This is a genomic window from Enterobacter sp. 186315 (assembly GCF_053290175.1).
In genome coordinates this window covers 1-20,571 of record NZ_JBPTTK010000034.1, presented here as the reverse complement: position 1 = coordinate 20,571, position 20,571 = coordinate 1, and the positions used below count along the sequence as shown (strand labels likewise).

Here is a 20,571-nt window from a genome sequence, read left to right as displayed (position 1 = left end):
AAAGCCTGTCCTCAGCATAGTACTGGGAAGGAGGGAGTGACCATCTCATTAAATATCCTACGCTAAGCCTGTTTTTTGTACAGACCACTATCCACTGAGCGTAATGAACTGTATTTACCCTGCCCCAGCTTAAGGTTTGTCCGCCAGACGTAATCCCCACTCAGATTGATGTGCTCCCATCCCAGAGGGGACAAATGAGAAATCAGTTGCTCATTAATTGGGATCCCTTTTCGTCTCAGGGAATCTATGGCTCTTTCTATATATACCGTATTCCACAGGGAGATCGCCGCAGTCAGCAATGTCAGACCACTGGCCCGGTAGCTCTGATTCTCCAGCCCCCGATCTCTGATCTCACCCAACCGGTGCATAAAGACCGCTCGTGCAAGCGCATTGCGGGCCTCACCTTTATTCAGCCCAGCCTGTACGCGTCGGCGCAGTGATGGATCGCGAAACCAGTCCAGCATAAACAGTGCCCGTTCGATGCGTCCGATTTCCCTCAATGCCTTTGCAAGGCCATTTTGTTTAGGATAACTGGCCAGTTTTTTCATCATGAGCGATGCGGTAACAGTCCCCTGTTTTATCGAGCTTGCGAGGCGAAGTACCTCATTCCAGTGCGTCTCAATGTCTTTAAGATTCAGTGGTGTTGTGGCTATCACAGATTGAAGTCCCGGATAACGCTCAGCCTTTCCCTTAATAAAAAGCCGCTTGTCGTGAAGATCCCGGATCCTTGGGGCAAAAGCGAATCCGAGCAGATGCATCAGCGCGAAAACATGCTCCGTAAAACCAGCGGTATCAGTGTAATGCTCTGTAATTTCCAGATCACTTTCGTGGTATAGCAGACCGTCAAGTACGTGGGTGGAGTCGCGCACGCGACTGATCACTTTGGTGTAAAATGGGCTGTATTGATCCGAGATATGCGTGTAAATCTGCACGCCTGGTTCCTGCCCGTATTTCAGATTGACCTGACCCGCATAACGCCCGTGACTCCCCACCCGAAAGTTCTGCCCGTCAGACGAAGACGTTGTACCATCGCCCCAAAATGCAGCCAGATGCCGCTGTTTCTGAGTATTAACCAGCTCAGCCAGCGCGGCTGAATATGTTTCATCCCTGATGTACCAGGCCTGAATGCCCTCCAGTGACGATTTTGTCACTCCCGGACAGGATTCGGCCATTTTCGTCAGCCCCAGATTGATGCCATCGGCCAGGATGGTGGTCAGTAACAACTTTCTGTCTTTTGGTCTGACGTGTTTATTTTTAAGATGCGTGAAATGGCGGGTAAAACCGGTCCAGCCGTCCACTTCATCCAGAATTTCAGTAATTTTAGGGTGAGGCAGCATGCCATAAACCAAATCGGCAAAAGGGGATGCTGCTGAAGGGACACTATTATCCAGCGGGGTTATTTTCACGCCTTTATCCGATATATCAACATCAGGTAAATCACCGACCAGCGCCATCGCATTCACTTCCTCCAGGCGCGATGCCAGAAGTGTCATACGGTTCTTGATGTACTCATGGCAATCGGTCGGAATGGCAAGGGATAGCTGATTATCACGGAGTGATTTTTCAAAATCGTCAGACGGGATCAGATAATCATCGAAATTCCGGTAGCGGCGTGATCCCTTTACCCAGATGTCACCAGAACGTAAGGCTCCCTTCAGCTCATTCAGCACGCAAAATTCGTAATATTTTCGATCAATGCCGGTGGGAGTGATCACAGCCTTTCTCCAGCTTTGCGGGATGAACCCGGTTGGCGCGGAAGGCGGTACTTTTCGGAGTTGTTTTCGATACATCTCTCTGACGGTGTCCAGCGCGTCACTGAGCTGCAATGCGGCGGGTGCAGCCCTGAACTGCAACGCAGACAGCATCCGGGGGGCGTATTTACGCAGCGTACTGTATTTTTCTGTGATCAGATGCAACGGGTCAAAGTTGTCCTTACGTGACAGGAAGCGCGTCTCTTCCACGCTGTTGATAAATTCCTGCCAGGGAAGGACGTCTTCTATTGCGGCCCAGGGATCTTCACCAGACTCTCTGGCGTTAAGCAATGCCTGCCCGATGGTAACGTATTGCTTCAGCTTACTCTGAATCAGCTTTCCCGTTTGCTGAAGCCGTTCGGCTTGCGTGCGTTTTGCCCTGCTGAACAGACTGCCCAGAATACGCTCGTGCAGATCAATAACTTCGTCAGTCAGGGTGGCCCTGGCTTCCGATATAACACAAACCAGCGAGGCATAACGGCGAACATCCGTGAATTTTGCCAGGTCCCGGCTACTCATTTTCCTGCCTTCGCGTGCCAGTTTCAGGAGCCGGTTCTGGTGAACGGAAAGCGCAATACCGTCAGGCAGTGCCAGCGCCTCAATCGCATTTAACCGGTCGATATGTTGCAGGACATTTTTGCCATTAATTTTTCCCGGAGGCTGGAGCAGCCAGGCCAGCCGTGAGGGTTGCTCACCCTCAGATCTCAGCAGACGGTCCAGTGCCGCTTTGTGCCCTGGTTCAAGCTGCGCGGTAAGCGCAGAAAAAACCGCCCTGTCTGCAAGCGTTGCTGCTTCAGCCAGGGTCCGCTCAATGACATCAACTGAGGGGAAAATGACATTCTTATTGTGGGTATACGGATTTAATGGTTGATGGGGCACCTTCACCCCATCAATCTGATACCACCCTCAGATGGTTGATAGATCGACTCCGTAGTTGAGTTCCTCTGCGAAGTCCGGCAGTCCGTAACCGATGGTTTTCTTGTAGAAAGGAGAGACCTTCGCAGTCGGTGCCTTCTTCTTGTGCTTCGTGGTGTAGAGCATTCGTGCCCGCATCACCTCGAAGGAGTAACCGCGCCCTTCACGGTTCTTGTCCTTGGCCAGTCGGTTGATGGACTCCGTGTAAGCGTTGGTGACGGGCATGTCCGTCTCGAAGTAGGTCATGGTCTCTTCGCGCCAGTTTCCCACTGCCCTGACCAGATCGCTCCAGACTTCCTTTTGGCCCTTCGGGATGGTGGCTATCCACTCGTCCAGGGCGGCTTCTGCCTGGAGCCGTGTGGTGGCGTCCCAGATGCCGTAGAAGCGCTCCTTGTGCTCGTAGGCGGCCAGCAGTTGCGGGAACGCGCCTGTCCAGGTCTCCATGATGAGGCGCTCCCGGTCTGAGACTTCGTGAGCGCGTTTCAGCAGGATTTTCCGGTCTCCCTTGAGAGTCCGGCTCTGGGACGGTTTCAGCTCCTTTCTGAGGCCCTTGCGCACTCTCTCTAGGGCATCGTTGGCCATGCGCACCACATGGAACTTATCGACCACGATACGGGCCTGGGGCAGCACAGCCTTGACCGCTGCCCGGTAGGGGTTCCACATGTCCATGCTGACGATCTCGACCTTCTGCCGGTCTTTCAGCTTCATCAGGTAGTTGGTCACCACGTCCTGGCGGCGGGTGGCCAGCAGGTCGAGCAGGGTTCGCTCCTCAATGTTGGTCAGAATGCAGCGGTAGCGCTTGTTCAGGTATAGCTCGTCAATGCCCAGGATGCGGGGCGTCTCGAAGCGGTGCCAGCGCCCCAGGAACTCGGCGCGGGCGTTGAAGATGTCGCGCACCGTCTTCTCGTCCAGGCCGGTCTGTGCCGCCACAAAGGTGTAGGGGTGGTTGAAGGATTCCTTCTCCACGTACTCATGCAGCCGCAGTGTCATACGGAATCCGTCCACCATCTCCGGTAGCTGGGGCCTGAATGTTGTCTTGCAGGCCCGGCAGGTGTATCGGCGGCGGACCACCCAGAGAGTGACCCGCTTGCCGTGGATGGGCAGATCACGATAGGGAACGTCACGCTTGCCGAACCGTACGAACTCACCCTGCACGCCGCATTCCTCGCAGGCGATGGGATCGGGCACGTCCACCTGGAAGTGCATTTCGTCGTCGGTTGATTTGCAGCCCAGTACTTGGTATTGCGGCAGGTGAAGGATGTTGTCGGGAAGTTCGGTCATGGTGTTGTATAGGCGTAGGTGTCAGTCAGATCCATCCGGCTCGGCATTGGTGTTTGCTTTTTTACCCAACAAGCTGCTGGAAACGAAAAGTAAGGCACCGAGGACAATTGCAATATCAGCCAGGTTGAAGGCCGGCCAATGCCAGTCTCGCCAATAGAAATCAAAGGAATCCACAACATAGCCGCGAAAGACCCGGTCAATCAGGTTGCCCATGGCGCCACCGAGGATAAGACTGTAAGCGATGGCTTCTCCTTTATGACGATTTTCAAGGATCAGCTTGATCAGAAAAATCGAGACCACTACCGCGATTCCGATAAAAAAGTAGCGCTGCCAGCCTCCACCATTCGCAAAAAGACTGAATGCGGCACCGGTGTTCCATAGGTGCACCCAGTTAAAGAACGGGGTCACCGAAACATACTCGCCATAGGCCATTGATTGCTGCACCAGCCACTTTACAGCCTGATCAGACGCTGCCAGCAGGCCCGATATGGACAATAGGGCATACGGCGAGAGCTTTTTGCCAATAATGAGCATTATTTAACCCTTCAACGCCAAAATGCGTCTGGCACCGTTAAGTACAATGCCCCCCGCGATGGTGCCGATAATCAGATCCGGATAATTGGAACCGGTCCACGCGACCAGGGCGCCGGCGGTGATGACCCCCAGGTTGATCACCACGTCGTTGGCCGAGAATATCCAGCTTGCCTTCATGTGCGCCCCGCCTTCCCGATGTTTGGATATGAGCAGCAGACAACTGGTATTGGCAATCAATGCGACGAATGCGATAGCCATCATCACCAGCGATTCAGGCTCACTACCGAATACAAAGCGTCTCACCACCTCTACGAGCACGCCCACAGCCAAGATCAGTTGCAGTACACCAGCAAGATGCGCGGCACGTACCTGCATTTTCACGCTATGTCCAACCGCATAAAGGGCAAGCCCGTACACCGCCGCATCGGCAAAATTGTCCAGGGATTCTCCAATCAGGCCGGTGGACTGGGCGATCAGACCGGCAGTCATTTCCACCACGAACAGAAGTGCATTGATGCCGAGCAACCAGCGCAGGGTCCCGGATTCTTGCTTAGCAGAAGCTGCCGAAAACTCGGCGGCCTTGATGGTCTCCGGATTTGCAGCGACGGTTTCCTGAAGCGAGGCGCCTAGCCCCAAGGTCTTCAGTTTCGAGGTGACGGGCTCGACCTCGCCGTCATGCACGACCTTCAGCCGGCGGTTCGACAAGTCGAAGGACAGCGCCCGAATCTCCTCAAAGCCGTTCAGGGCTAGGCGAATCATTCGTTCTTCTGATGGACAGTCCATCTTCGGCACGGCATAAACACTGACCCATCTCCCTGGCGCCTCGGAGGAGGCCTGTATATCGGTATCCGCTGCGGACGTTGCATCACCGCCACAGGCGCCACCACAGGATTTGCTCATGATACGACTCCACTTGAACAATGTTGTGGTACCATTTAAAACTATAAAGCTACTATAAGGTCAATAGAGTAAAGAATCCGTTGGGGAGGAGGCTGATGCGCATTGGTCAGTTGGCGCAGTTGGTAGGGGTCGAAACACAGACGATCCGCTTCTATGAACAGCAGGGCTTGTTGCCGCCGCCTGATCGGCAGGACAACGGTTACCGTGTCTATACCGAGAAGCATGGTGAGGGGCTGGCCTTCATCCGTCGCTGCAGAATCCTGGGCCTGTCACTGGCTGAGATTCACGAACTACAGAGCTATCAGGACGACCCTCATCAGCCTTGTACCGCCGTCAACGCCTTGCTCGATGATCACATCTCTCATGTGCGGTCGCAGATAACCGCTCTGCAAGCGCTTGAGAAACAACTCGTTTCACTGAGAGCGAGTTGCAACGATGACCGGGAAGTTGAGGCGTGTGGGGTTCTTGCTGGAATTAGCGAAGGAAACATGCACCAGCAGTAGGTGAAGCATCAACCAGATAATCCGATGAGATGCCGGTCTGTCTCACTCTCATGCAAAGGTAAGATCAACCATTTAATCCGCTTACCCCTTATTGTGAAGCCAGGAGAGCATTTCTTCCGCAAGCAAAAAACCTTTGTCTGTCCGCATAGCGTGGGGATAAAGGTGGCGAATGCAGGTTTTTTGCAGCGCCCGGTTGAAAGGGGATAATTCCAGATAGCGGTATAGTTCAGCCAGATGCTCCCAGCGGGTGACCTCTCTTGATGCATACTCGGCCCACAAATCAGGCTGAAGTTTCAAATGAGCCGCAAGCCGGGAAACAACCCCGTCGTGAGGGGAAATATTTTTGTCGGGAGGAAACCCCGACCCTCGCAAATAACAGAGTAAAACAGCAAAGCCCAGGCGATTTGCAGGTCTGCGGCGTTTATTAATAAGAGCGAGGTCATGTTCACTCAAAAAACACATGCGCGCCAGAAGAACGTCATCATCCGGCACAACCAGCAAGCGCTCTTTTTCTTCACTGCTGAGTATTTGTCTCCGTGGCATAAATGCTTCCTCTGCATATAGTTCGTTTTGGTTATCGCTTTACACTGACCGAAACCGGTCGGTTTCGTACGCCTCGCAAACAATATGTCCGAAAGTCAGCGAAATTTGTTTCGTACATACGTTATAATTCGGACATCCATTTCGTACGGAAAGTTTCCTATGTCACGAGTTTTTGCTTACTGCCGGGTTTCGACTCTTGAGCAAACCACCGAGAATCAGCGAAGGGAAATTGAAGCGGCGGGTTTTGCCATCAGACCCCAGCGACTGATTGAGGAACATATAAGTGGTTCGGTTGCTGCCAGCGAACGTCCCGGATTTATCCGGCTGTTTGATCGCATGGAAAATGGTGATGTGCTGATAGTCACCAAGCTGGATCGTCTTGGGCGTAATGCCATGGATATCAGAAAAACTGTTGAGCAACTGGCTTCGTCAGATATTCGTGTTCACTGCCTGGCGCTCGGAGGTGTTGATTTGACCAGCGCTGCCGGGAGAATGACGATGCAGGTGATTTCAGCTGTGGCTGAGTTTGAGAGGGATCTGCTGATTGAACGCACACATTCAGGGATTTCTCGGGCAAGATCAGCCGGGAAACGCTTCGGTCGTCCGCCCATCTTGAGCGAGGAGCAAAAAAAAATAGTGTCAGAGCGCCTTAATTCCGGGGCCAGTATCAGTGCGGTTGCCAGAGAATTTAATACCACCCGGCAAACCATACTCCGGGTAAAAGCAGGACAGCAATAATACTGAATGTGAATAAAGCCCATAACTGGCCAGGCAGTTGAAACTGTTCTTGAAGTAAACATCTGGAAAGCATGAAACATCATTCTATCCACAGGGAGCAGTGGCTATTATAATCGAATTTCGATAACGAAATTCGATTATAATAGCCAATAAAACCAGCAATCAGGATCTGACCATGAACGATACTGCCAGGAATGATCACAGCCCCTGGGCTGTCTTTCTGATTTTCTTCCGACTTGGCCTGACATCCTTCGGCGGCCCAATTGCCCATCTGGGTTACTTCCGCGATGAGTTTGTGACGCGACGGCAGTGGTTGACCGAGCGCAGCTATGCAGATTTGGTCGCTCTGTGCCAGTTCCTTCCGGGACCAGCAAGCAGTCAGGTTGGTATAGCGCTCGGGCTGTCCCGGGCCGGTTATACCGGGGCGCTGGCAGCATGGGCCGGCTTCACGCTACCGTCAGCAGTTGCACTGATCCTGTTTGCGCTGGGGATGACCAGTTACGGGGATGTGATGCCCTCTGGTGTATTGCATGGGCTGAAAGTGGTAGCCGTTGCGGTGGTCGCGCAAGCTGTATGGGGCATGGCCCGAAATCTTTGCCCGGATATACCGCGTATTACTGTCATGGCAGTGGCAACCTGCTTTGTGCTTCTTGTGCCATCGGCCTGGGGACAGGTGGGAGTAATCGTCACTGCGGCTGTCACTGGCATGTTACTGTTCAAACCTCAGCAGACGACGGTACATGATCCGCTGCCCGTTTCAATACGGCGTCGCGTCGGATTGTTCTGGCTCACGCTGTTCTTTGTGCTACTGACAGGGTTACCATTGCTGACGGCGATATTCCCAAATCCGACGCTGTTAATGGTAGAAACTTTCTACCGGACCGGATCACTGGTTTTTGGTGGCGGGCATGTCGTGCTGCCATTACTGCAGACTGAAGTCGTTCCTTCTGGCTGGGTCAGCACTGATACATTCCTGGCTGGCTACGGCGCTGCCCAGGCCGTTCCTGGACCGTTGTTCACTTTTGCAGCCTTTCTCGGGGCTTCGATGAACCAGGTGCCTTCTGGCTGGCTGGGTGGTCTGGTTTGTCTGCTGGCAATTTTCGCACCGTCCTTCCTTCTGATTGTGGGAGCATTGCCGTTCTGGGAAAGTCTGCGCCGCAATATCCGTACACAAGCAGCGTTGCAGGGTATTAATGCAGCCGTAGTTGGCCTTCTGCTGGCAGCTCTCTATCAACCAGTATGGACGAGCGCAGTTCTCGCTCCGCAAGATTTCGGCCTTGCCCTTGTGGCACTGGTCGCTCTGATGTTCTGGAAACTGCCGCCGTGGCTGGTCGTAGTGAGTTGCGGTGTTGCGGGTTGGTTGTTGAGTTTAGCACTGTGAGGTTCCGGGCGTGACCGACAAAGATCTTTACGGCGGGATGATCCGTTTGCACATCCTGCATCATGCAGCCAAAGAACCCGTCTTTGGTCTGGGCATCATTGAGGAATTGCGACACCACGGTTATCAACTCAGCCCGGGTACCCTGTATCCGATGCTGCACGGTATGGAAAAGAAGGGGTATCTCACTTCACGACATGTTCAGGCCGGTCGACGAATCCGGCGAGTATATGAAATCACCGGACAAGGGCACATAGCGCTAACGGACGCCAGAAACAGGGTGAAAGAGCTGTTCGGTGAACTTGTTGAAGGCAAATGATATGCCTATGGTTTTAGTCCGGTCTGCCGTCTTCTGAAAACGACAGACACATGTAAGATTATCCGCTGCCTGGCAGAAGGAGACTTTGTGAAAACGCTCATGGTGTGTATTTATACGATCAGAAGGCGTTATATTTTTTCCTGATTGACGCGGTACGAAAGTTCCTGATGACTCTCTTTTCGTTCGCTGTAGCGATCTGCAAGGTAGCTGGTTTGTCCCCTGAGCAGCAACGTAATTTTAAACAACTCCTCTGCGACATCTACGATACGGTCGTACCATGAGGACGGCTTCATCCTTCCGTTCTCATCAAATTCCTGCCAGGCTTTCGCCACCGAGGACTGGTTGGGAATTGTGAACATCCGCATCCAGCGGCCCAGAATGCGCATCTGGTTCACGGCATTGAAGGACTGCGAACCGCCGCAAACCTGCATCACTGCAAGTGTCTTGCCCTGCGAAGGACGAACCGCGCCTTCACTCAACGGTATCCAGTCGATCTGCGCCTTCATCACCGCGCTCATAGCCCCGTGCCGTTCCGGCGAGCTCCACACCATCCCGTCACACCATCTGACCAGCCCGCGTAGCTCGGAGACTTTAGGGTGCGTATCCGGGGCATCATCCGGCAGGGGTAAACCGGAGGGGTTAAAGAATTTCACCTCCGCGCCCATCGCCGTCAGCAGGCGACCTGCTTCCTCCGCGGCAAAGCGACTGTAGGAGCGCTCCCTTACTGAGCCATACAGGATCAGAATCCGTGGGGGCTCCTGCAGGTGCAGACGTTCGGCAATATGTTGATCAAAACAGTCAGTATTCAGGGCTGGAAATTGTTCCATTTTTCTCCTCCGGAGAGAACAGGTGATTTTAAAGTTAATATATATGATCTAACATATGTGTATTCTAAAGGGAACGGAGTGAAAAATGCTACAACCTGTTCAGCTTTTCAAAATCCTGTCGGATGAAACACGGCTAGCCATCGTCATGCTTCTCCGGGAGTCCGGAGAATTGTGCGTCTGCGATATCTGCGTTGCCACCTCCGAATCGCAGCCCAAAATTTCGCGACATATGGCTATCCTTCGCGAGGCTGATCTGGTTCTTGACCGTCGGGAAGGCAAATGGATCCACTATCGTCTGTCACCCCATATTCCGGCGTGGGCAGCAGAGACAATCACGACGACCTGGCAGTGTCTGCGCGAGGATGTACGTGAATGGCTGGACAAATCAGCCTGCACCTCCTGCTGAGGCAGGAAAACATATTTACAAAATCATATATGATGGGGTCTGAGATGCTTTTGGCAGGGAGTATATTTTTACTGACGCTGGTACTGGTGATCTGGCAACCCAGAGGCCTGAGTATTGGCTGGAGCGCGAGTATCGGGGCTGTGCTGGCGCTGGGAACCGGTGTCATCCATATCGCTGATATTCCCGTTGTCTGGAATATCGTCTGGAACGCGACAGCGGCATTTATTGCGGTCATCATCATCAGCCTGCTGCTCGATGAGTCCGGCTTCTTTGAGTGGGCCGCACTGCACGTCTCCCGCTGGGGTAACGGACGTGGCCGCCTGCTGTTCACCTGGATAGTCTTGCTCGGTGCCGCTGTTGCTGCTTTGTTCGCCAATGATGGCGCCGCGCTGATCCTGACGCCGATTGTGATTGCGATGCTGCTCGCACTGGGGTTCAGCCAGGGCACGACACTGGCCTTTGTCATGGCTGCAGGATTTATTGCAGATACGGCCAGCCTGCCACTCATTGTTTCTAACCTGGTGAATATCGTCTCGGCGGACTTCTTCGATCTGGGCTTTACGCAGTACGCCTCCGTTATGATCCCCGTGGATGCGGCAGCGATTGCGGCCACGCTGATCATGCTGCATCTCTTCTTCCGCAGGGATATTCCGGCAACGTATGACGTTTCGCTGCTGAAGACGCCTGCCAGTGTGATAAAGGATGCGGCAACGTTCAGGGCGGGCTGGATTGTCCTGTTATTGCTGCTTGTCGGTTTCTTCGTTCTGGAGCCGCTGGGGATCCCTGTCAGCGCGATAGCAGCTGCTGGCGCAGCAGTACTGTTTATCGTGGCGAAAAGAGGTCATGGCATCAACACAGGGAAAGTCCTGCGCAGTGCGCCATGGCAGATCGTGATTTTTTCGCTGGGCATGTACCTGGTGGTCTATGGCCTGCGCAATGCCGGGCTCACGGAGTATCTGTCTGGTGTACTGAACCTGCTGGCAGAAAAGGGGTTATGGGCAGCAACGTTCGGCACCGGCTTCCTGACCGCGTTCCTGTCGTCGGTGATGAACAATATGCCGACGGTGCTGATTGGCGCGCTGTCGATTGACGGGAGTACGGCGACTGGCGTCGTCAAAGAGGCAATGATTTATGCCAACGTGATTGGCTGCGATTTAGGCCCGAAAATCACCCCGATTGGCAGTCTGGCAACCCTGCTTTGGCTGCATGTGCTTGCCCGGAAAAATATAACGATCACCTGGGGTTATTACTTCCGCACCGGCATTATCATGACTCTGCCCGTGCTGTTTGTCACTCTGGCCGCGCTGGCGTTGCGGCTTTCCATCACTTTGTAATGAGATAAAGATATGAGCAACATTACCATCTATCACAACCCGGCCTGCGGCACTTCACGCAACACGCTGGAGATGATCCGTAACAGCGGTAACGAACCGACCATTATTTATTATCTCGATACGCCACCGACCCGTGATGATCTGATTAAACTTATTTCAGATATGGGAATTACGGTGCGTGCATTGCTGCGTAAGAATGTTGAGCCTTATGAACACCTGGGCCTTGATGAAGAGAAATTCAGTGATGAGCAGTTGATTGATTTTATGCTTCAACATCCGATCCTGATTAATCGGCCGGTAGTCGTTACGCCGCTTGGCACTCGTCTTTGCCGCCCTTCAGAAATAGTGCTGGATATTCTACCTGAAGGTCAGAAAGGAGCGTTTACCAAAGAGGACGGCGAAAAGGTCATTGACGAAACGGGGAAGCGGGTTAAGTAACCTGTTTTTTTCGTCTCATTTTTATCGTATTCGGGTGTCTGTCTGTACCATGCAGACGCTCGCTTTTTGTAATGCCAGCTAAAGAAACAGGCTTAACGTAGGATATTTTCCGTTTTCCAAGCGGACCCCATGAATATCAATAGCAGTTCACTAAAGCCAATATCGAACACGAACTATACCTACTCACTGTGATGATGTTTTGCGTCAACATTCGTCGTGGCAGGCTGCGTTTCGTTTTGAGGAGTGCTTTGGGTATGCCATTACGCGGGATCTCAGTAAATTCAATATCCGCATCTAACCGCATAAAGAACAAGGAACATTTCAGGGATTAACAAGAAATGGTCAATCCTCGCTTATTTCCCGAAAAACAGGGGTGTATTGCATCCCCCTTGTATTGCCCTTGATTGTTCATTGACAGAGTTCGGGATAATTATCCTGGCGGGCAGGAACTGCAATTTACAGGAGGAAAAAGGTGTTTTTGTAGTTATCTGGCGTTACGTGACAGTGTTGGTCAGATACTTCCACCTCTTCAGAGTTAAAGTTTGATATATGGGAAAAAAACGCTCCCGGACGGGAGCGTAAGCCAGTGACTTCGGCGTCAAATGAGGGTCTGACAAGTGGAGCTGCGGGTTAATTCTGGGTGATCTGGCTGCGATGCTTTTCCGCCTGCTGCTGATGAATAACGGAAGATTGACCATTATTCGCCTTCTCATGCACAACAGCGGCTTTCTCATGCTCGTTCATTTCGGAAAATGATTTTGCTGTTTCGTTAGAAGCTGCTGGCTTGGATTTCATCATTTTTTTATGCATTTCAGCCATGTCCTGATGGGCAGCAGAATTGCCGTTTTGCATCATTTCATGGGACATTGCGGCCTGATCGTGACCGCTCATATCCATCATTTTCATGCTCTCCCCCTGAACTGCACTTTTTTCAGCGGATGATTGCATCTGATGGGCAGGCGCCTGGGCATTATTTACCTGGTCATGCATGTTCATTGTCTCTGCAGCCCAGGCAGATGAAGCGACAGCCATCATGGCAATAAAGGATACAAGGATCTTTTTCATGGTTGGGTCTCCGGTGTTTTCATACCCGAACAATCAATGCTTATAACAGAGAAAGCATTTGATCTCAGGGCTGGTTGATCATCACGCCAGGAACCGGGCGATTGAATTATCACGCTGTCCTGATTTATGGCTGATTATAAAAAACCGCCTCTGTTTATCGCGTGACTGAACGATGACATTTTTGTCACCTTCCGGGTTTCTCCTGAATAACGGTATTAATCCATTAACAGACGCACACTGAACACAATTTCCCGCCCCTGCTGTTCTGCTGACAGCTCGCCGCCGTGAGCATGAATGATCGACCTTGTAATTGATAATCCCAGCCCCGCGCCTTCCGTGTTGTAGAACCTTGATGAGTCTGCGCGATAGAACCGGTCAAACAAACGTTCCAGATTAGCGGGAACCTGGCCGGACATCGTATTCGTAATCATCACGTTCACACAGTCACTGTCACGCTCAAGGTGTATCGCTGTACAGGTGTTATCGGGAGAATACTTGATTGCATTGGAAAGCAGGTTACTGAAAGCACGTCGGAGCATATCGCTGTCTCCGGCAACAACGCCCTCTCCTTCAACCGTGATTGTCTTTCCTGTTTCGTCTGCCAGGGGCTCGAACAACTCACGTAATTCATTCAGTTCGGCTGCCAGATCCACATCATGTTTATCCAGCCGCAGCAGACCATGCTCTGAACGTGCCAGAAAAAGCATGTCACTGGTCATTCGTGACAACCTTTTCAGTTCTTCCAGGTTAGCGAATAAAATTTCGCGGTATTGCGAAACATCCCTTTCCTTAGCCAGTGCAAACTGCGTCTGCATCATCAGATTACTGACTGGTGTGCGCAGCTCATGCGCGATGTCAGACGAGAAATCTGACAGTTTCCGGAATGCCCCCTCCAGGCGATCAAACATATTATTGAACTCCTGCATGGTCTCAGAGATTTCCGGCGGAGCCAGATCGGGATTTAGACGCTGATCCAGGCTGTGTACAGTCATGGAGGAAGCCAGACTGGTCATTTCCCGTAACGGTTTCAGACCAATACGTGTGGTCAGCCAGCCCAGAAAAACAGAAATAAAGACCAGACCGATATTGAACCAGAACAGCCAGGTACTGAGTTTGTCCATAAACAGGGTGTGATACCCAGTATCCGTGGCAACCGTAATGATGACATGTTTGCTTTTACCCTGTTCCGGCGTCATGGCAACCCGCCGCGAGATACTGCGGTACACGGTGTTATTTTCTTCCGTCTGGATCATATAGTCGAGAATATCACCCGACTTATTAAGCAGGACCGCTGGAACAACAGAATTTTTGGCATAGAGTTCAACAATTTTTTCATTTTCCATGTTTTTTATAGAAATGAATAAACCATTGTGCCCTACCATCGCATCGTTTATTTTTTCTGATAATGACTTAATATCCGTTTTGTTCCGGAACGTCTCTGTTTTAAGAAACTCTTCGGTGAGCTGAAGTTTACCTGTCAGAAAATCGCGGTCCTGATTATCGAAATAGCCATTAAGGGTGCTAATCAGGATAAAACTTGATAACCACCATACCGTAAGCATCACCGCAGAAAAAATCAGGCTCAGGCGTGTGGTCAGGGAAATTTTGAACCTCACTCTTCTCTGATCTCCAGGACATATCCGGCACCGCGAACGGTATGGATCAGTTTTGGCTCAAAGTCATCATCAATTTTACTTCTCAGACGTCTCACGGCGACATCAATCACATTCGTATCACTGTCAAAATTCATGTTCCAGACCAGGGACGAGATAAGACTCCTGGGTAACACTTCTCCGGTGCGTTGCAGCAGCAACTCAAGCAGAACGTATTCTTTACCGGTGAGATGGATCTTCTTCCCCGAACGGATCACGGTCCGGCGCACCATATCAACGGTCATATCGGCGATGGTGCAGACTGTTGCGGCCTGCGAGCGTGCCCGGCGCAGCAGGGTTCTTACACGTGCAACCAGCTCCGTAAAATCAAAGGGCTTAATCAGGTAGTCATCTGCGCCAAGCTCCAGTCCTTTCACTTTGTCCCGCACGTTGTCCTTTGCGGTTAAAAACAGGACCGGTTCTTCGTGCCCGGACTCCCTCAGTGCGCTGATGATTTGCCACCCGTCGAGGAAAGGCAGCATCACGTCCAGTATTATCAAATCATACTGTCCCTTCGACGCGGCCCCGAGACCATCGCGGCCATTATTAAAGAGATCGGCCTGATAGCCTTCCTCAACCAGTCCCTGCTGCAGGTAACGACCTGTTTTTTGTTCGTCTTCAACGATTAAAATACGCTGCATGGTCAACTCGCTGATATGAAAGTAAAAATCTCACGCATGAGCTTTGGCTGTCCCCTAGCTGACCTGAGACGGAGCAAGCATTCCGAGCCACGCTACGGCGCCCAGAATGATAATCGCAACAACGAATTCTGTCAGGATGCTGTTTCGCATCAGGGCAACGCTGCGATCATAATTCCCTTCCCTGACCATAACTTCAAGCCGGGGACCCAGGTGAAACCGGTTTGCTGCAGCCAGAAGAAGCATCAGAACAAACAGAGCCGTCTTGGCAAGCAATATCCTCCCCCAGGAACTGTTGAATAAGGGAGTTAAGTTACCCTCAGCAATATACAGATAGTTGACCAGCGCACTCAGGATCAGGGCTACAACAATCACCGTTCCTGCCGTGGCAAATTTTGCCAGGGAGTCAGATATCACAATGACGCTCTGTGCATTATGCTCGTTTCTGCGCATCAGCAGGATAGCAAATGCAACCAGAGCACCTGTCCAGGCACCTGCAGCGCCGAGATGGGTCAGATCGCTCAGTAAATGGAGATAGTAATGCAGACCGTCATGCATAACGGCGTGTCCTCCCCAGGCAAGTGTAGCCAGCGCCACGCCCCCACTCATCGTCATCAGCAGGCAGGACAATACTCTCTTATTAGTGTAAAGGAACAAAGCACCGAGTGTGGTAAACAGGGCACAGAGCCTGACAATCCAGCTAATACCCACATCAGTTTCTTCTATCACCATCTCGATAACATGGATGGATAATTCTCTGAGGTCAGTTACTCCACTCATGGCATTAGATACCAGGAGCATATTAATGCCAGTAAGAATGATGCCTGTAACAACAGCAAAGGTTATAAACGACCTGAAATTAGTCAGGTTATAGGTTTCATGTCTGACACCGCTTATTCCATATATCTGAAAAAATGGCAATCCAAATATTACCATCAAATCCAGATAAAGAAGAAAACGAATAACAATCATAATCAGGTCGTTCATAATATTACTTCACTGTAAAGGTGTAATTACCGGTAATAGGGTGCGTATCTGAAGAAACCGCGCGCCAGTCAACACGATAAGTGCCAGCGGGTAAAGGCTCTCGCGGAATAATGACCATCGATTTAGGGTCAGCGCCTGGCGCCACTTTTGCCGCGACCGGCATCGGAGAATGTGATGACATGCCTTTCATACCCGTCATCGTTAATTTTGCACCTGAGAATTTCACGGTCAGATTTTCCGAGAAATTAAGCTGAATCTTTTCCGGGGCCGCTACGGCTGAATCAGCCTGTGGCACAGAGCTTTTTAATTCCGGATGGGCCATAGCAGAGAAAGCAACGCCCATAACGAGGCCACCTGTAAGAATGGCTTTATTTAAAATCGACATTTTATTTACCTGTTTAGTTGAGTGTTTTATATCAGTGCGTTAAAACCAGATTCTGGCTCCCGCCAGGAATACTACCTGATGGTCTTTCTCACCTTCTCTTTTCGCCATATCGGATGTTTTCCCGTAAAGTTGATTCCAGGAAACGCCTATATAGGGTGCAAACTCACGGCGTATTTCATAGCGCAGCCGGAGCCCCAGCTCTGTGTCAGTCAGTCCCCTGCCGCGACCCCGCGATTCATCATCCTGACTGTAGAAATTCACCTCATAGGATGGCTGGAGTATGAGCCGGTTAGTCAGTAAAACGTCGTATTCTCCTCCCAGACGAAGGGCTGCTTTTCCGCCATTACTGACAAAACCCGTAATTTCAGACTCAAAATTATAGAGTGCCAGCCCCTGAAAACCGACAGCAGCCCAGGTCCGGGCAGAAGCAGGTCTGAAATCCTGCCTGACACCCGCAACCAAATCCCACCATGGGCCAACCGCATGTCCCCAGAGTAACTGCGCTTCAGCCGCCTCCGTTTCCCCATTGCTTCGTTCACCTTCACTCTTTAGCCAAATCCGATCTGTGTCGCCTCCAATCCAGCTGTTAACACTCCAGCTGAAATTGTTGGTGTTATCCGACCGTTGCCATTCCAGTTGATCCAGCAGAACCAGATAATTAATCGCACTGTCGTGAATCGCATGCCCCTGTAAATTGCCGAATGCAGCCTTCCGGTCGGCATCGGTAACAGGCGGAATTGGCGTTCTGCTCTCAGTTACAATGGGCTCCATTGACGTCATCTCAGTGAAATTCTCATCTGCTGGCATCTGCATGGCAGACATGTCGTGCCCGGCGTGGGGATCTGCAGAGACGGAGCCCGCCGCAATAGAAAGCTGTGAGGTAAACAAACCGGCGACCAGAACAGGTATGGCCTTCAAATTTCTCTTCATTCGCATCATTCCTCCACCCGGACTTCACGAAACATTCCCATTTCCATGTGATAGAGCAAATGGCAGTGATACGCCCAGCGGCCAAGCGCATCTGCTGTCACTCTGTAACTGCGTTTTGTACCAGGGGGAACATCTATTGTGTGTTTACGAACCATGAAATTACCGTTTTCATCTTCCAGATCGCTCCACATACCATGCAGGTGAATGGGGTGAGTCATCATGGTATCGTTGATCAGCGTGATCCTGAGCCGCTCACCGTATTTCAGCAGCACCGGTGCGGCATCTGAAAACTTGATTCCGTTAAATGACCAGGCAAACTTTTCCATGTGGCCGGTTAAATGCAGTTCTATGGTACGGCCAGGTTCACGTCCGTCAGGATCCTCAAAGCGGCTTTTCAAATCCGCGTACGTGAGAACCTTTCTTCCGTTATTTCGAAGACCAATACCCGGATCATTTAATTTCGGAGAGACGCTCATCGCCTGCATATCAACCAGTGGGTTATCCGTTTCTGACGCAGGATGACTTTGCATACCCGGCATTCCGGCCATCCGGGAATGATCCATACCGGCCATGCTGCTGTGATCCATGGGCGCGGAGGATGTCCCGCTATCCGGAAGGTCAGCACCGTCCATAGACATCATCTCTCCGCTGTTATCCATGCCTCCCATCTGGCTGTGGTCCATTCCTGCCATATCATGTCCCATTCCCCCCATACCCATATCTTCCATGGTCAACAGAGGACGGGGATCGAGGGGGGGAACGGCAGCACTTAACCCCTCTCTCGTGGCCAGTGTCCCTCGAGCGTAACCGGTCCTGTCCATGGATTGTGCGAAGATGGTATAGGCCTCACCCTGAGGCTCCACAATGACATCATAGGTTTCGGCAACGGCAATCCTGAATTCGTCAACGGTAACCGGGTTTACATACTGGCCATCTGCAGCCACGACCGTCATTTTCAGCCCGGGGATACGGATATCGAAATAGGTCATTGCCGAGCCGTTGATAAACCGTAAGCGTATCTTTTCACCGGGACGGAACAGTCCGGTCCAGTTTTTCAGCGGGGCCTGCCCGTTCATGAGATAGGTGTAGGTGTAGCCACTGACATCCGCGAGGTCAGTCGGATTCATTTTCATTTCAGCCCACATTTTCCGATCGGCAATGGTGGCTGACAGCCCCTTGGTATTCACGTCGCGGAAAAAAGAGCCAACGGTTGGTTTATTGAAATTGTAGTAATCCGACTGTTTTTTTAATTTTTTCAGCAGGCTGTGAGGATTTTCATCGGTCCAGTCAGACAACATGACCACATGCTCACGATCGTAAGCAAACGGTTCTGGCTCCCTGGCATCGATGATAATGGCACCGTATACCCCCTCCTGTTCCTGCAGACCGGAATGGCTGTGGTACCAGTAAGTCCCGTTCTGCTTAACCTTAAAGGTGTAAACGTAGGTATCATCAGGCTCTATGCCCATAAAACTCAGCCCCGGAACACCATCCATATTGGCCGGAAGAATAATGCCGTGCCAGTGAATGGACGTCTGTTCATTAAGACGGTTTTTGACCTTCAGGGTAATGGTGTCACCTTCTTTCCAGCGAAGAACGGGCCCCGGCAGGCCTCCATTGATTGTTTTGGCCTGACGCTCACTGCCCGTGATATTGACGGCCGTTTCACCAATGGTCAGGTCAAACTGAGTACCCTGCAGGGATGCGGCAACTGGCAGGCTCAGACTGGAACGCGCATTGAAACTCCATACGCCAAGACTTCCGGCTACGCCAGAGAGGGTTAACCCCTTCAGGAAAGTTCGTCGAGACGTTTTCAACAGCATGCGCATTCCCTTATTTAAAGTATGGTTACTGACAGAATTCGAGAACCGATTTAAATTAAATTACTGGTTCATCCACTTACAATGAAATGAATCTAGCACACCTTAAGAAACAAATTCATTACAATCGTGTAATGTACATAGCTGTATTACATTTACGTCATCTTCCCCACAGGTTGATTATTTTTATATATGATCATAAGGACATCTTTTATGTACCTCAGAAGGTAATTACACATGAATATATTAATCACGACCACTGCGTTTACAGCTTTATTTTGTGGGGCAGCTTTTGCTCAGTCCAGTGATATTGCCCGTGAAGCACATCGATTTGTTAATAATGCCTCAGCCGTCAGTCATGTGAACTCCTCGACGCATGAAAACTTACCGGACAGGGTTAATAAAAACAACACGCCCTCATTCTCTGAAATGAATGAACATGAAAGGGCCATTGTTGCTCATTCATTTATGAACAACAGCGCGTCCTATGCGCATCAGAAAATGATTGAGGAACATAAAAAAATGCTGTCCGGCAGTGATGCAAATTCAAAGACCTCGTCTTCTTCTTTTAACGAACTGAATGCCGGAGAAAAAGCCGCTCTCGTGCATGAGCAGGTCAATAATGCCGGTGCGGAAGCACATCAGACGCAGGCAAGAAAGCTTCGCGGGCTGTATTCGACCAGGTAACTGCAGGCGGGTTAGTGCTTAGCGTCAGGTGCGCAGCAGGGCTTTACTGACGGGTTACGTAGCAGGACATGAGCCCCATATTGCTCTGCCGTACCCTGTTTCAGTCCCGTTAATCATCACCGTCGGGCTGGTCATACAGTTCCCAGAGCTTCAGGAGCAAACGGGAAACAAGATATGTTACAAAAATGACGACCATCAACGGTGCTCCCGATTAACTGACAGATGACACGCCTCCTGAAAACCCCTAGCATACGCCGCAGTGTTCATGCTAACGGCGAATTCCAGTAAATGTATTCTACCGATGTCGTAGGTAATGACTCCAACTTACTGATAGTGTTTTATGTTCAGATAATGCCCGATGACCTTGTCATGCAGCTCCACCGATTTTGAGAACGACAGTGACTTCCGTCCCAGCCTTGCCAGATGTTGTCTCAGATTCAGGTTATGTCGCTCAATGCGCTGAGTGTAACGCTTGCTGATAACGTGCAGCTTTCCCTTCAGGCGTGATTCATACAGCGGCCAGCCATCCGTCATCCATAC

20 protein-coding genes and 2 pseudogenes are annotated in these 20,571 nt (G+C 51.2%); 8 read left to right on the top strand and 14 right to left on the bottom strand.

Translation table 11 applies throughout. The annotated features are described in order from the left end of the window. Positions 1 to 62: 62 nt before the first annotated feature. The 4 genes and pseudogenes from ACSVHP_RS22195 to ACSVHP_RS22180 all read right to left on the bottom strand — a co-directional run. A pseudogene (locus ACSVHP_RS22195) lies at positions 63 to 2,606 on the bottom strand (Tn3 family transposase); the annotation flags it as partial. A gap of 51 nt (positions 2,607 to 2,657) precedes the next feature. Next, positions 2,658 to 3,947 (bottom strand): ISL3-like element ISPpu12 family transposase, encoded by a 1,290-nt coding sequence (locus tag ACSVHP_RS22190; protein WP_004574636.1) that lies wholly within the window; start codon positions 3,945 to 3,947, stop codon positions 2,658 to 2,660. A 21-nt stretch (positions 3,948 to 3,968) separates the two neighbouring features. Further along, positions 3,969 to 4,481, bottom strand: a complete 513-nt coding sequence (gene lspA, locus ACSVHP_RS22185) for a signal peptidase II (RefSeq protein WP_004863699.1) — start codon at positions 4,479 to 4,481, stop codon at positions 3,969 to 3,971. Positions 4,482 to 4,484: 3 nt separating this feature from the next. Beyond that, positions 4,485 to 5,381 carry a cation transporter gene (locus tag ACSVHP_RS22180; RefSeq protein WP_004574643.1) on the bottom strand — a complete coding sequence of 299 codons (897 nt, stop codon included), beginning with the start codon at positions 5,379 to 5,381 and terminating at the stop codon, positions 4,485 to 4,487. Between the two features lie 95 nt (positions 5,382 to 5,476). Between ACSVHP_RS22180 and cadR the strand changes: the two genes are divergently transcribed. Further along, a complete protein-coding gene (cadR, locus tag ACSVHP_RS22175; RefSeq protein WP_004364961.1) occupies positions 5,477 to 5,884 on the top strand; it encodes a Cd(II)/Pb(II)-responsive transcriptional regulator in 408 nt (135 codons plus the stop codon). A gap of 90 nt (positions 5,885 to 5,974) precedes the next feature. On the opposite strand, the pseudogene ACSVHP_RS22170 reads toward cadR, so the two are convergent. Continuing rightward, positions 5,975 to 6,427: pseudogene (locus tag ACSVHP_RS22170) on the bottom strand (DUF4158 domain-containing protein); the annotation flags it as partial. Between the two features lie 159 nt (positions 6,428 to 6,586). On the opposite strand from ACSVHP_RS22170, the gene ACSVHP_RS22165 reads away from it, so the two are divergent. From ACSVHP_RS22165 to ACSVHP_RS22155, 3 genes are all read left to right on the top strand, one after another. Further along, positions 6,587 to 7,165 carry a recombinase family protein gene (locus ACSVHP_RS22165; protein WP_103181196.1) on the top strand — a complete coding sequence of 193 codons (579 nt, stop codon included), beginning with the start codon at positions 6,587 to 6,589 and terminating at the stop codon, positions 7,163 to 7,165. 175 nt (positions 7,166 to 7,340) lie between these two features. Further along, positions 7,341 to 8,546 (top strand): chromate efflux transporter, encoded by a 1,206-nt coding sequence (gene chrA / locus ACSVHP_RS22160; RefSeq protein ID WP_004206572.1) that lies wholly within the window; start codon positions 7,341 to 7,343, stop codon positions 8,544 to 8,546. Positions 8,547 to 8,556: 10 nt separating this feature from the next. After that, complete coding sequence (locus ACSVHP_RS22155) at positions 8,557 to 8,862, top strand: PadR family transcriptional regulator (RefSeq protein ID WP_094484737.1); 306 nt, start codon at positions 8,557 to 8,559, stop codon at positions 8,860 to 8,862. 128 nt (positions 8,863 to 8,990) lie between these two features. Here ACSVHP_RS22155 and arsH read toward each other — a convergent pair whose 3' ends face one another. Beyond that, complete coding sequence (gene arsH / locus ACSVHP_RS22150) at positions 8,991 to 9,689, bottom strand: arsenical resistance protein ArsH (RefSeq protein WP_016151343.1); 699 nt, start codon at positions 9,687 to 9,689, stop codon at positions 8,991 to 8,993. 85 nt (positions 9,690 to 9,774) lie between these two features. Between arsH and ACSVHP_RS22145 the strand changes: the two genes are divergently transcribed. From ACSVHP_RS22145 to arsC, 3 genes are read left to right on the top strand one after another with little or no spacing between them, the layout of a single operon-like run. Then, on the top strand, positions 9,775 to 10,095 hold the full coding sequence (locus ACSVHP_RS22145; RefSeq protein WP_004206577.1) for a transcriptional regulator: 321 nt from the start codon (positions 9,775 to 9,777) through the stop codon (positions 10,093 to 10,095). 44 nt (positions 10,096 to 10,139) lie between these two features. Further along, positions 10,140 to 11,429: an arsenic transporter gene (locus tag ACSVHP_RS22140; RefSeq protein ID WP_047368891.1), complete on the top strand. Its 1,290-nt coding sequence runs from the start codon at positions 10,140 to 10,142 to the stop codon at positions 11,427 to 11,429. Positions 11,430 to 11,441: 12 nt separating this feature from the next. Next, positions 11,442 to 11,867: a glutaredoxin-dependent arsenate reductase gene (arsC, locus tag ACSVHP_RS22135; protein WP_103793560.1), complete on the top strand. Its 426-nt coding sequence runs from the start codon at positions 11,442 to 11,444 to the stop codon at positions 11,865 to 11,867. Between the two features lie 630 nt (positions 11,868 to 12,497). Here arsC and pcoE read toward each other — a convergent pair. From pcoE to pcoA, 7 genes are all read right to left on the bottom strand, one after another. After that, entirely contained in the window at positions 12,498 to 12,932 is a 435-nt protein-coding gene (gene pcoE, locus ACSVHP_RS22130; protein WP_004388336.1) for a copper resistance system metallochaperone PcoE, read from the bottom strand. A 215-nt stretch (positions 12,933 to 13,147) separates the two neighbouring features. Further along, a complete protein-coding gene (gene pcoS / locus ACSVHP_RS22125) occupies positions 13,148 to 14,548 on the bottom strand; it encodes a copper resistance membrane spanning protein PcoS (protein ID WP_103793561.1) in 1,401 nt (466 codons plus the stop codon). Beyond that, the gene (gene pcoR / locus ACSVHP_RS22120) at positions 14,545 to 15,225 is read right to left on the bottom strand and encodes a copper response regulator transcription factor PcoR (RefSeq protein WP_001188930.1); all 681 of its coding nucleotides are present in this window, start codon (positions 15,223 to 15,225) and stop codon (positions 14,545 to 14,547) included. The genes pcoS and pcoR overlap by 4 nt, the downstream gene beginning before the upstream one ends. A gap of 54 nt (positions 15,226 to 15,279) precedes the next feature. Continuing rightward, positions 15,280 to 16,158 (bottom strand): copper resistance inner membrane protein PcoD, encoded by an 879-nt coding sequence (gene pcoD, locus ACSVHP_RS22115; protein WP_229692861.1) that lies wholly within the window; start codon positions 16,156 to 16,158, stop codon positions 15,280 to 15,282. A 55-nt stretch (positions 16,159 to 16,213) separates the two neighbouring features. Next, positions 16,214 to 16,594, bottom strand: coding sequence for a copper resistance system metallochaperone PcoC (pcoC, locus tag ACSVHP_RS22110; protein ID WP_000025662.1), 381 nt, complete (start codon positions 16,592 to 16,594; stop codon positions 16,214 to 16,216). Between the two features lie 39 nt (positions 16,595 to 16,633). Then, positions 16,634 to 17,524, bottom strand: a complete 891-nt coding sequence (gene pcoB / locus ACSVHP_RS22105) for a copper resistance outer membrane transporter PcoB (protein WP_001378118.1) — start codon at positions 17,522 to 17,524, stop codon at positions 16,634 to 16,636. Positions 17,525 to 17,529: 5 nt separating this feature from the next. Further along, positions 17,530 to 19,347, bottom strand: a complete 1,818-nt coding sequence (gene pcoA / locus ACSVHP_RS22100; RefSeq protein ID WP_048288221.1) for a multicopper oxidase PcoA — start codon at positions 19,345 to 19,347, stop codon at positions 17,530 to 17,532. A 234-nt stretch (positions 19,348 to 19,581) separates the two neighbouring features. Here pcoA and ACSVHP_RS22095 point away from each other — a divergent pair, with 234 nt between their 5' ends. Beyond that, complete coding sequence (locus tag ACSVHP_RS22095; RefSeq protein ID WP_265924402.1) at positions 19,582 to 20,031, top strand: copper resistance protein; 450 nt, start codon at positions 19,582 to 19,584, stop codon at positions 20,029 to 20,031. Between the two features lie 324 nt (positions 20,032 to 20,355). Here the strand turns inward: ACSVHP_RS22095 and ACSVHP_RS22090 are convergent. Next, the coding region (locus ACSVHP_RS22090; protein ID WP_000326218.1) for an IS1 family transposase at positions 20,356 to 20,571 on the bottom strand (216 nt) is incomplete at its 5' end.

Bases quoted from the DNA above. Each gene is read 5' to 3' on its own strand.
- ACSVHP_RS22190 (WP_004574636.1), bottom strand. From the start codon at position 3,947: ATGACCGAACTTCCCGACAACATCCTTCACCTGCCGCAATACCAAGTA.
- lspA (WP_004863699.1), bottom strand. From the start codon at position 4,481: ATGCTCATTATTGGCAAAAAGCTCTCGCCGTATGCCCTATTGTCCATA.
- ACSVHP_RS22180 (WP_004574643.1), bottom strand. From the start codon at position 5,381: ATGAGCAAATCCTGTGGTGGCGCCTGTGGCGGTGATGCAACGTCCGCA.
- cadR (WP_004364961.1), top strand. From the start codon at position 5,477: ATGCGCATTGGTCAGTTGGCGCAGTTGGTAGGGGTCGAAACACAGACG.
- ACSVHP_RS22165 (WP_103181196.1), top strand. From the start codon at position 6,587: ATGTCACGAGTTTTTGCTTACTGCCGGGTTTCGACTCTTGAGCAAACC.
- chrA (WP_004206572.1), top strand. From the start codon at position 7,341: ATGAACGATACTGCCAGGAATGATCACAGCCCCTGGGCTGTCTTTCTG.
- arsH (WP_016151343.1), bottom strand. From the start codon at position 9,689: ATGGAACAATTTCCAGCCCTGAATACTGACTGTTTTGATCAACATATT.
- ACSVHP_RS22145 (WP_004206577.1), top strand. From the start codon at position 9,775: ATGCTACAACCTGTTCAGCTTTTCAAAATCCTGTCGGATGAAACACGG.
- ACSVHP_RS22140 (WP_047368891.1), top strand. From the start codon at position 10,140: ATGCTTTTGGCAGGGAGTATATTTTTACTGACGCTGGTACTGGTGATC.
- arsC (WP_103793560.1), top strand. From the start codon at position 11,442: ATGAGCAACATTACCATCTATCACAACCCGGCCTGCGGCACTTCACGC.
- pcoE (WP_004388336.1), bottom strand. From the start codon at position 12,932: ATGAAAAAGATCCTTGTATCCTTTATTGCCATGATGGCTGTCGCTTCA.
- pcoR (WP_001188930.1), bottom strand. From the start codon at position 15,225: ATGCAGCGTATTTTAATCGTTGAAGACGAACAAAAAACAGGTCGTTAC.
- pcoD (WP_229692861.1), bottom strand. From the start codon at position 16,158: ATGGTAATATTTGGATTGCCATTTTTTCAGATATATGGAATAAGCGGT.
- pcoC (WP_000025662.1), bottom strand. From the start codon at position 16,594: ATGTCGATTTTAAATAAAGCCATTCTTACAGGTGGCCTCGTTATGGGC.
- pcoB (WP_001378118.1), bottom strand. From the start codon at position 17,524: ATGAAGAGAAATTTGAAGGCCATACCTGTTCTGGTCGCCGGTTTGTTT.
- pcoA (WP_048288221.1), bottom strand. From the start codon at position 19,347: ATGCTGTTGAAAACGTCTCGACGAACTTTCCTGAAGGGGTTAACCCTC.
- ACSVHP_RS22095 (WP_265924402.1), top strand. From the start codon at position 19,582: ATGAATATATTAATCACGACCACTGCGTTTACAGCTTTATTTTGTGGG.